The 7,922-nt window shown below is 71.9% G+C and carries 8 protein-coding genes; 1 reads left to right on the forward strand and 7 read right to left on the reverse strand.

From position 1 onward, the window contains the following. From GPJ59_RS30395 to GPJ59_RS30405, 3 genes are all read right to left on the reverse strand, one after another. Window positions 1-1,208 (reverse strand): serine/threonine-protein kinase (locus GPJ59_RS30395; RefSeq protein ID WP_219671131.1); only part of this gene is annotated, 1,208 nt, incomplete at its 3' end. 298 nt (window positions 1,209-1,506) lie between these two features. Beyond that, entirely contained in the window at window positions 1,507-1,839 is a 333-nt protein-coding gene (locus GPJ59_RS30400; RefSeq protein ID WP_219671132.1) for a MazG-like family protein, read from the reverse strand. A 31-nt stretch (window positions 1,840-1,870) separates the two neighbouring features. Continuing rightward, the gene (locus GPJ59_RS30405) at window positions 1,871-2,050 is read right to left on the reverse strand and encodes a hypothetical protein (protein ID WP_219671133.1); all 180 of its coding nucleotides are present in this window, start codon (window positions 2,048-2,050) and stop codon (window positions 1,871-1,873) included. Window positions 2,051-2,665: 615 nt separating this feature from the next. On the opposite strand from GPJ59_RS30405, the gene GPJ59_RS30410 reads away from it, so the two are divergent. After that, window positions 2,666-2,953, forward strand: a complete 288-nt coding sequence (locus GPJ59_RS30410; RefSeq protein WP_219671134.1) for a hypothetical protein — start codon at window positions 2,666-2,668, stop codon at window positions 2,951-2,953. Here GPJ59_RS30410 and GPJ59_RS30415 read toward each other — a convergent pair whose 3' ends face one another. The 4 genes from GPJ59_RS30415 to GPJ59_RS30430 form a co-directional block, all read right to left on the reverse strand. After that, window positions 2,954-3,622 (reverse strand): nucleotidyl transferase AbiEii/AbiGii toxin family protein, encoded by a 669-nt coding sequence (locus GPJ59_RS30415; RefSeq protein ID WP_219671137.1) that lies wholly within the window; start codon window positions 3,620-3,622, stop codon window positions 2,954-2,956. A gap of 5 nt (window positions 3,623-3,627) precedes the next feature. Continuing rightward, window positions 3,628-4,020 (reverse strand): hypothetical protein, encoded by a 393-nt coding sequence (locus tag GPJ59_RS30420; RefSeq protein WP_219671135.1) that lies wholly within the window; start codon window positions 4,018-4,020, stop codon window positions 3,628-3,630. 312 nt (window positions 4,021-4,332) lie between these two features. Continuing rightward, window positions 4,333-5,862 carry a helix-turn-helix domain-containing protein gene (locus GPJ59_RS30425; RefSeq protein ID WP_219671136.1) on the reverse strand — a complete coding sequence of 510 codons (1,530 nt, stop codon included), beginning with the start codon at window positions 5,860-5,862 and terminating at the stop codon, window positions 4,333-4,335. 142 nt (window positions 5,863-6,004) lie between these two features. Continuing rightward, a complete protein-coding gene (locus GPJ59_RS30430; RefSeq protein WP_308120568.1) occupies window positions 6,005-7,726 on the reverse strand; it encodes an amidohydrolase in 1,722 nt (573 codons plus the stop codon). Window positions 7,727-7,922 lie beyond the last annotated feature (196 nt).

Genomic DNA, 7,922 nt, shown 5'->3' on the forward strand with positions numbered 1-7,922 from the left:
CCCGTACCCCCGGCGGACAGGTGGCGGCCCAGCGCCCGCTCCCGCCACAGCGCCCGCAGGTCCCGCCGGGACAGCCCCGACGGGGTGCTGCGCTGGAGGGCGAAGAGCCTGCGCCGCGGCCGACCGGCCGCCGCGCCCTCCGGCCCGGGCTCCTGCGCCCCACCGCCCCCGTCCCGGCCCGCGGTACGCACCCGCGTCCAGGGCCGCGTACGCGACTCCTCCTCCGCACCAGCAGCGGTACGGGTCCTCGTATAAGCCCTGGTACTGGTCCTGGTCGGCTCCTGCGCGAGCCGCTCCCGGTCCTCGGCGTCGATCCGCTGGAGCCGCTGGATGCGCCCGACGATGTCGGCGGCGACGTCCCGCGGCAGCCACGGCTCCCCGACGGGGACGGTCACGTCCGCCGGATCGGCCGGGCCGCCGCGCCGGCCGTCGATGCGCCGCAACAGCTCGGGCAGCGACGGGCGGGCCTCCGGCGTGGGGTCGAGGCAGGCGGCCACCAGCGCCTTGCGGTGCGGGTCCAGCCCGCCGAGCAGGGGAGCGGAGTTGACGGTGCTCGCCCCGTACGCGTGGTGCCCCGTACCGGCGTAGGCCAGTACGGCGCCCAGCGCGAAGACGTCCGAGGCCGCCACCGCGTCCTGGCCGAGCTGCCGCTCCGGGGCCATGTAGCGCAGCGTGCCGATGGCTCCGCCCCGGGTCAGGCCGGTCTCGTCGGCCGTGCGCGCGATGCCGAAGTCGATCAGCCAGGGGCGGGTCTGGTCCAGCAGGACGTTGGCGGGGGTGAGGTCGCGGTGGAGCACCCCCGCGAGGTGGACCCCGTGCAGCGCCTCGGTCAGGCCCCGGGCCAGCAGCCACCAGCTGTACCCGGGCAGCGGCCCGTGCGCGGCCACCGCCTGCCCGAGGTCCGGCCCGGCGACGTACGCCACGGCCAGCCAGGGCAGGTCGGCGTGCGGGTCCGCGGCCAGGATCGGCACCACGCCGGGGCCGCGCACCGTCCACGCGGCCCGCACCTCGCGGGCGAACCGCTCGCGGTGCACCCGGTCACCGGCGAGCGCGGGATGCACCAGCTTGACGGCGAGGTACCGCCCGCCGTCGTCCCGCGCCAGGTAGACCCGCCCCATCCCACCCGCCCCGAGCCGGCGCACCACCTGGTACCCACCGACCTCCCGCGGATCGTCCGCCTCCAGCCCCTTCAACAGTCCCTCGCCCACCCACGAATTGACACCCAGTCACCCAACCCCCAACCCTAGCCCGCCGGCCGACCGACGGGCGCCGGCCACTTCTGGCGACGGGCTCGCCAGGGCACTCGTCGCCGGAGGCGGCCGGACCTACGAGAGGTCCTTGCGCATCAACGTGCACATCGTTTCGTAGCGGTGCAACGATCCGTCCGGCGCTTGCTCGCGGCCTGCCACGGACCGCGCTCCCTGATGCGCCCCGTAGAGCCGGTGCTGATGACCGGAGGTGACCAGGACGCGGTCGGTCCGCTGCAGAGGGCCGTGGTGCCCGGGGTCATGCGGTGGTCCGGGGGAGGAAGTTCGCGGCCTTGGCCTTGAGCTGGTCGGCGAAGTACTCGGCGGCGTCGGGCCGCATGCGGGCCAGCGCGACCATGCCGGTGATCACAACGTCGGCGACCTCGGCGTGGACGTCCTCCCAGCTGTGCGAGGTGCCCTTGCGCGGGTTGGTGCCCTTGACACCGATCACGGCTTGGGCCGCCTCCCCGAATTCCTCGCCGATCTTGAGTACTTGGAGGACGTGACTTTCCTCCGGCGGCATCCCCCGGGCTGTGTCCGCTTCGTCGAAGCGGTCGGCGAGAGCCGTGACAGTCTTCCAGACGCGGTTCACGGTCGATCCTCCTCGGGATGACGGGATCGGGTCAGGCCCGTGCGGTGACCAACAGGGTGCCCAGGGCGCCGCTCTCCGGATTCGGGACGACGCCGGCCTGGACGTCGGTGAAGCCGTGGCGCTTGAGGAGGTCGGACCACTGCTCGGGGGTGTGCTGCCAGCGCAGCACGGTCAGCTCGGTCTCGCGGCCTTCCAGCCACTTGCCGCCCATCTTCTGGGCACCGTACTGGCCGGCGATGGGCTTCGCGGGGGTTGCGGTACTGGCCTGCGGCCTGTTCGGCCGGCTGGGTCAGCATCTCGGCCATGTGGTGCTCCTCTCGATCCTGTCCGAGTGGTGCAGTGGGTGGTGCGCCCGCCCCGGGCTGTAGGAGTGCGGAGCGGGGCCGGGAGCACCGCCTGCCGGGGGCGGTGTGATGCTCAGCCAACTGGAGCTCACACCCTGTTGCTAGCTGCCAGACTGTCTGCCAGGTGTAGGCCAGTTGTAGGCCAGGGCGAGCAAGACGACGATCATGGATCGGACGGTCATGACGATCGGGGAGCGGATCCGGGCTGCACGGGAAGCGCGCCGGCCGCGGATGAGCCAGCAGGATCTCGCGGACGCGCTGTCGGTGGCCCGGTGGGGGAAGACCGTTCTGCGGGCGGCAACAGGTGTACCGGTGGGAGACGGGCAAGCGTTTCCCCCGGGAGTGGGGACTCTTCATCGAGCAGGTACTGCGGATCGACCTTTCCGCGGGGGAGGATCCGGTTACAGACGCTCGGCGATGCGGCCTCGGAGCTGGGAGGCGGGCACGCCCGGCACCTGACGGTCCGATACCGCACTGAGGACGTGAAGCGGTGGCTGGAGGGCTCCTTCTCCGAGCAGGTCGGCCGGGAGCTGTTCGCCACCACGTCGGAGCTGACCCACCTCGCGGGATGGATGGCCAACGACGAGGGCAAAGACGGCTTGGCGCAGCGGTACTACGTTCACGCGTTCAAGATCGCCGCCGAGGCGGGACAGAACGAGGCCGCGGCGACCGCGCTGGGGGGACTGGCGGATCAGGCCGTCGACCTCGGGCACCTGGCGGCGGGGCTGCGGCTGGCGGAGGGCTGCGTGCAGTGGGGGGAGAAAATGTGATCAGTCGATGTCCGGATCATCGGCCTCTTCGAGGAGACGGGCCGCGAGGTCGTCGGCCCACTCCACGGCCCAAGAGCGGAGAGCGGTGATGGTGGCGTCATCGAGCCCATAGGCGGCGAAGGCTTCGTCGTCGGTCCACTCGGCGCCCGTGAGGTTCGATTGCAGATCCTCGCGCTCGAAGCGGCCGCGGGCGTGGCGGCGGCCGAACTCCTCGAGCTCGGCATTGGTCCAGCGGCGGGAGGCTGCGAACACGTCGATCAGGTCGCGGGGCGCTCCGCGGTCGGCGAGGGCGCGGACCTTGGTCCCGATCACGTCCTCCTCCGCGAGGACGGGCCCGTACGGGCTCTGGGTGACCGGCCGCCAGAAGATCTCCTTGAGGATGTCGACCTCGCACTCCTGCCCGGTGGCCGGGTCGGACACGGTGAAGCGGGCGGACAGCGGGGCGGTCTCCAGCGCGTGCACTTTCCAGCCGCGGGCTTCCAGGCCGGCGCGGAGCGTGGCGGCGATGTCGGCCATGGGCGCCGGGTTCTCGGTGGCGACGTCGAGGTCCTGGCTGGGGCGGTTCACGAGGCGGTGTGCCCGCACGGCGTATCCACCGGTGAGAACCAGTGGATACGGGGAACCGAGGGCGATCACATCCGCCAGGAGCCGCGTGTGCAGCTCCGGCATGTCCGTCACGCGGCTGCCCGGGTGCGGGAGGCGAGCTGGGGGAAGGCATCTTCCCATACGGCGCGCACGCTGCGGCCGACGAGGGTGCGCAGCACCGGCCACAGCTGGAGGAGCAGGTCCTGGTTGAGGTAGCGGGGCAGGTCGTCGTGCAGGCCCTCGTGCAGGACGGTGCGGTACAGGCCCATGCGCTGGCGCGGCTTGCCCAGGTCGTACGAGGTCATCCCGGACCAGGCCATGTGCAGCGGCAGATCCACGACACCGTGGGTCGGCCCGTTCAGCTCGTCCAGCGACTCCGGCAGACGGCGGCGGAACTTCTCCCGATACAGCGCGAGGTCCTCGGCGTCCGCGTCCGAGACGTCCCTCGGGGCGGGCGCGGGGTGCTGTGAGCTGGAGGGCATGAGTCCATTATGGCGGCCGGAGGTGGTGCGAGGGTCATGAAGTGCGAGCTGCGTCCGGGAGCGAGCGGGGGCGGATCCCCGGGTGAGCTGGTTGCCGCAGTCTGCTCAGCCCTGAGCAGGACGGACTCTGCGATCCGTTCAGGCCGATTCCGATGACGGATCACGTGATGTGCCCCTGTCGCTCAGAGCCTCCGCGCCCTGCCAGAAGTCCCAGGAGAGTCCCAGGAAAGTCCCAGAGGCGCCTACGATTCCCCTCCTGCCGCCTTTTTCTGCAGGTCAGGAGGGGTTTCGCCATGCTCTGTCTCAGAGCGTTCAGATGTCGCGGAAGATCTCGATCTGGGCGCCCACCGAGTTGAGGCGTTCGGCCAGTTCCTCGTAGCCGCGGTTGATGACGTAGACGTTGCGCAGGACCGAGGTGCCTTCGGCTGCCATCATGGCCAGGAGGACGACCACGGCCGGGCGGAGGGCCGGGGGGCACATCATTTCGGCTGCGCGCCAGCGGGTGGGGCCCTCGACCAGGACGCGGTGCGGGTCCAGCAACTGGAGGCGGCCGCCCAGGCGGTTGAGGTCGGTGAGGTAGATCGCGCGGTTGTCGTACACCCAGTCGTGGATCAGGGTCTGGCCCTGGGCCGACGCCGCGATGGCCGCGAAGAACGGGACGTTGTCGATGTTCAGCCCGGGGAACGGCATCGGGTGGATCTTGTCGATGGGCGCTTCGAGCTTCGACGGTCGGACCGTGAGGTCGACCAGGCGGGTGCGGCCGTTGTCGGCCGTGTACTCGCCCGAGCGGTCGTGGTCGAGGCCCATCTCCTCCAGGACCGCCAGCTCGATCTCCATGAACTCGATCGGGACCCGGCGGATGGTCAGCTCCGACTCCGTGACCACCGCGGCGGCGAGCAGGCTCATCGCCTCGACCGGGTCCTCGGAGGGGGAGTAGTCCACGTCGACGTCGATGTTCGGGACGCCGTGGACGGTGAGGGTCGTGGTGCCGATGCCCTCGACCTCGACGCCCAGCGCCTCCAGGAAGAAGCACAGGTCCTGGACCATGTAGTTGGAGGAGGCGTTGCGGATGACGGTGACCCCGTCGTGGCGGGCCGCCGCGAGCAGCGCGTTCTCCGTGACGGTGTCCCCGCGCTCGGTCAGCACGATCGGGCGGTCCGGGTTCACGCCGGGCGCCACCTGGGCGTGGTAGAGGCCCTCGGTGGCCGTGATGTCCAGGCCGAAGCGGCGCAGGGCGATCATGTGCGGCTCGATGGTGCGGGTGCCGAGGTCGCAGCCGCCGGCGTACGGCAGCCGGAACGCGTCGAGCCGGTGCAGCAGCGGGCCCAGGAACATGATGATGCTGCGGGTCCGGCGCGCCGCCTCCGCGTCGATCGCGTCCATGTCGAGCCGGGCCGGCGGGACGATCTCCAGGTCGACGCCGTCGTTGATCCAGCGGGTGCGGACGCCGATGGAGTTCAGGACCTCCAGGAGGCGGTAGACCTCCTCGATCCGGGCGACCCGGCGCAGGACCGTGCGGCCCTTGTTCAGGAGGGTGGCGCAGAGCAGCGCCACGCACGCGTTCTTGCTGGTCTTGACGTCGATCGCACCGGACAGCCGACGGCCGCCGACGACCCGCAGGTGCATCGGGCCGGCGTAACCCAGAGAGACGATCTCGCTGTCGAGGGCTTCACCGATTCGGGCGATCATCTCAAGGCTGATGTTCTGGTTGCCGCGCTCGATGCGGTTCACGGCGCTCTGGCTGGTGCCGAGCGCATCGGCAAGCTGACTCTGTGTCCAGCCCCGGTGTTGCCGGGCGTCACGGATGAGCTTGCCGATGCGTACGAGGTAGTCGTCTCCCATGGGTGCACCGTATCTCAGATATGAGATGTGGCCCGCATGGGGTGCGGCAGACGGGTGTTACCGACCGTCAGATCCCATCGGGTCGGTCGTTTGGGGGTGATGGTTGGTCATTCGGTGCAAAAGGTGTGCATAGCGGGCACTGTCAATGGGGGGCGGTGCAGCCGCAGGCCGTGTGGCGGCCGCCGCCGTGTACCGACGTGTTGTACGTGGCCGGCCGGGGGCCGTCCGCGCGTCGGGCCGCCCCGGACGCGGCCGCTCGGCCCGCCGCCGAGTCCCCGTCGTGGACCACCCGCCCTCCGACCAGCGTCAACCGCACCTGCGTCCCGCTGATCTCCGCCACCGGGCAGCGCGTCACATCCCGGTCCAGCAGCACCAGGTCCGCCGCCTTGCCCGCCTCCACCGTCCCCGTCAGTTCGTCCTGGCGCAGCTGCCAGGCCGTCCCGGCGGTGTGCATCCGCAGCGCCGAGGCCCGTTCGACGCCCTCCCGCTCCGGGTACAGCGCGCCCGCGGCGTACGCGCCCTGCCGGTCGATCGCGGTCCGCAGCTGGTTCCACACCTGGAGCGCGTCCACCGGCCAGTCCGAGCCGCCGGCCAGCCGCGCCCCCGCCCGCTGCAGGCTGCGCGCCGGGTACATCCGGCGGTGCCGTTCCGGTCCGATGTACGGCAGCAGCGCCTCCATCGTCCACGTGTCCTTCACCGCCCACTGCAACTGCATGCACGCCGCCACCCCCAGCTGCGCGAACCGCCGCAGGTCCGCCGGGTCCACCAGCTGCAGGTGCGCCACGGCATTGCGCGCGTCGCGCAGCCCGGTGGCCCGCCGGGCCTCGGCGTAGCCGTCCAGGGCCGTCCGTACGGCGCGGTCGCCCAGCCCGTGGGCGTGCATCTGCCAGCCGATCCGGTTGAACGCCGCGGTCAGCCTGCCGTAGGCGGCGGACGTGACGTACAGCTCGCCGCGGTTGTCGGTCGGCCGGCCCGCCCCGTCCAGGTACGGCTCCAGCAGCGCGGCCGTCTGCGCCGGATGCTCGATCACCCCGTCCAGGAACACCTTGACCGTCCCGAACCGCAGCCCGCGCACCCCGCCGAACTCCCCTTCCAGCCCGCGCGCGTACGCCGCCGCCGCCGCCGGGTCCGTCGCCTGCCCGGCGTCCAGCCGGATCGCCGGGACGATCCGCTGGGGCAGCCGGCCGGCGGCCGAGAGGGCCTCGTAGAGCTCCAGTTCGTGCCGGCCGGTCAGGGCGTCCATCATGGTCGTCACCCCGCAGGCCGCCGCCTGTTCCAGCACGGTGGCGCAGGCCGCGACGAGCTCGGCCCGGGTCGGGGCGGGATCGTGCCGTTGCACCAGGTCCTGCGCGTCGTCCTTCAGCACGCCCGTCGGCTGTCCGTCCGCCCCCTTGACGATCCGGCCGCCGACCGGGTCGGGGGTGGCAGCGGTGATGCCGGCGATGTCCAGGGCGCGTCGGTTGACCCACAGGTTGTGCCCGTCCATGCCGACCAGGGCGACGGGCCGCCGGGTCGGCAGGGCGTCCAGCAGCGCGTGGTGGGGGAGCGTGCCGGCGGGCAGCAGCCCGACCGGGTTCCAGTCCTCCACCAGCAGCCAGCGGTCGGGTTCGGCGGCCGGGCCCCCGGTGTCGGCCAGGAAGCCGGTGAGGATCTGGGTCAGTTCCTCCGCTGTCGTCTCCGCACCCGCCAGCGAGGGCCGTAGCGACCGGTTGCCCGCCGTCAGCGGGTGTACGTGGCCGTCGTGGATGCCGCTCATGACGGTGTGCCCGCCCGCGTCGACCACCTCGGTGTCCCGGCCGACCAGGCGGCGCAGTTCGGCGTCGCCGCCGACGGCGAGGATCCGCCCGTCCCGGCCGACGGCCACGGCGGACGGCGGCGGAGCCGCGGGACTGCTCGCCGTAGCTGTAGCCGTAGCCGTAGCCGCCGCCGTACCCGTGAACACCCGGGCGTTCCGGATCACCAGCGCCGCGGAACCGCGCCCGGACGGCGCCGGGGCCGGGTCTGTTTCTTATACACACTTGACCCTGCCGACGATCCTACGGCTTGGTCTACTCAGGGGT

It is taken from the genome of Streptomyces bambusae (assembly GCF_019400985.1).
In the GTDB taxonomy this organism is placed as follows: domain Bacteria; phylum Actinomycetota; class Actinomycetes; order Streptomycetales; family Streptomycetaceae; genus Streptomyces; species Streptomyces bambusae_A.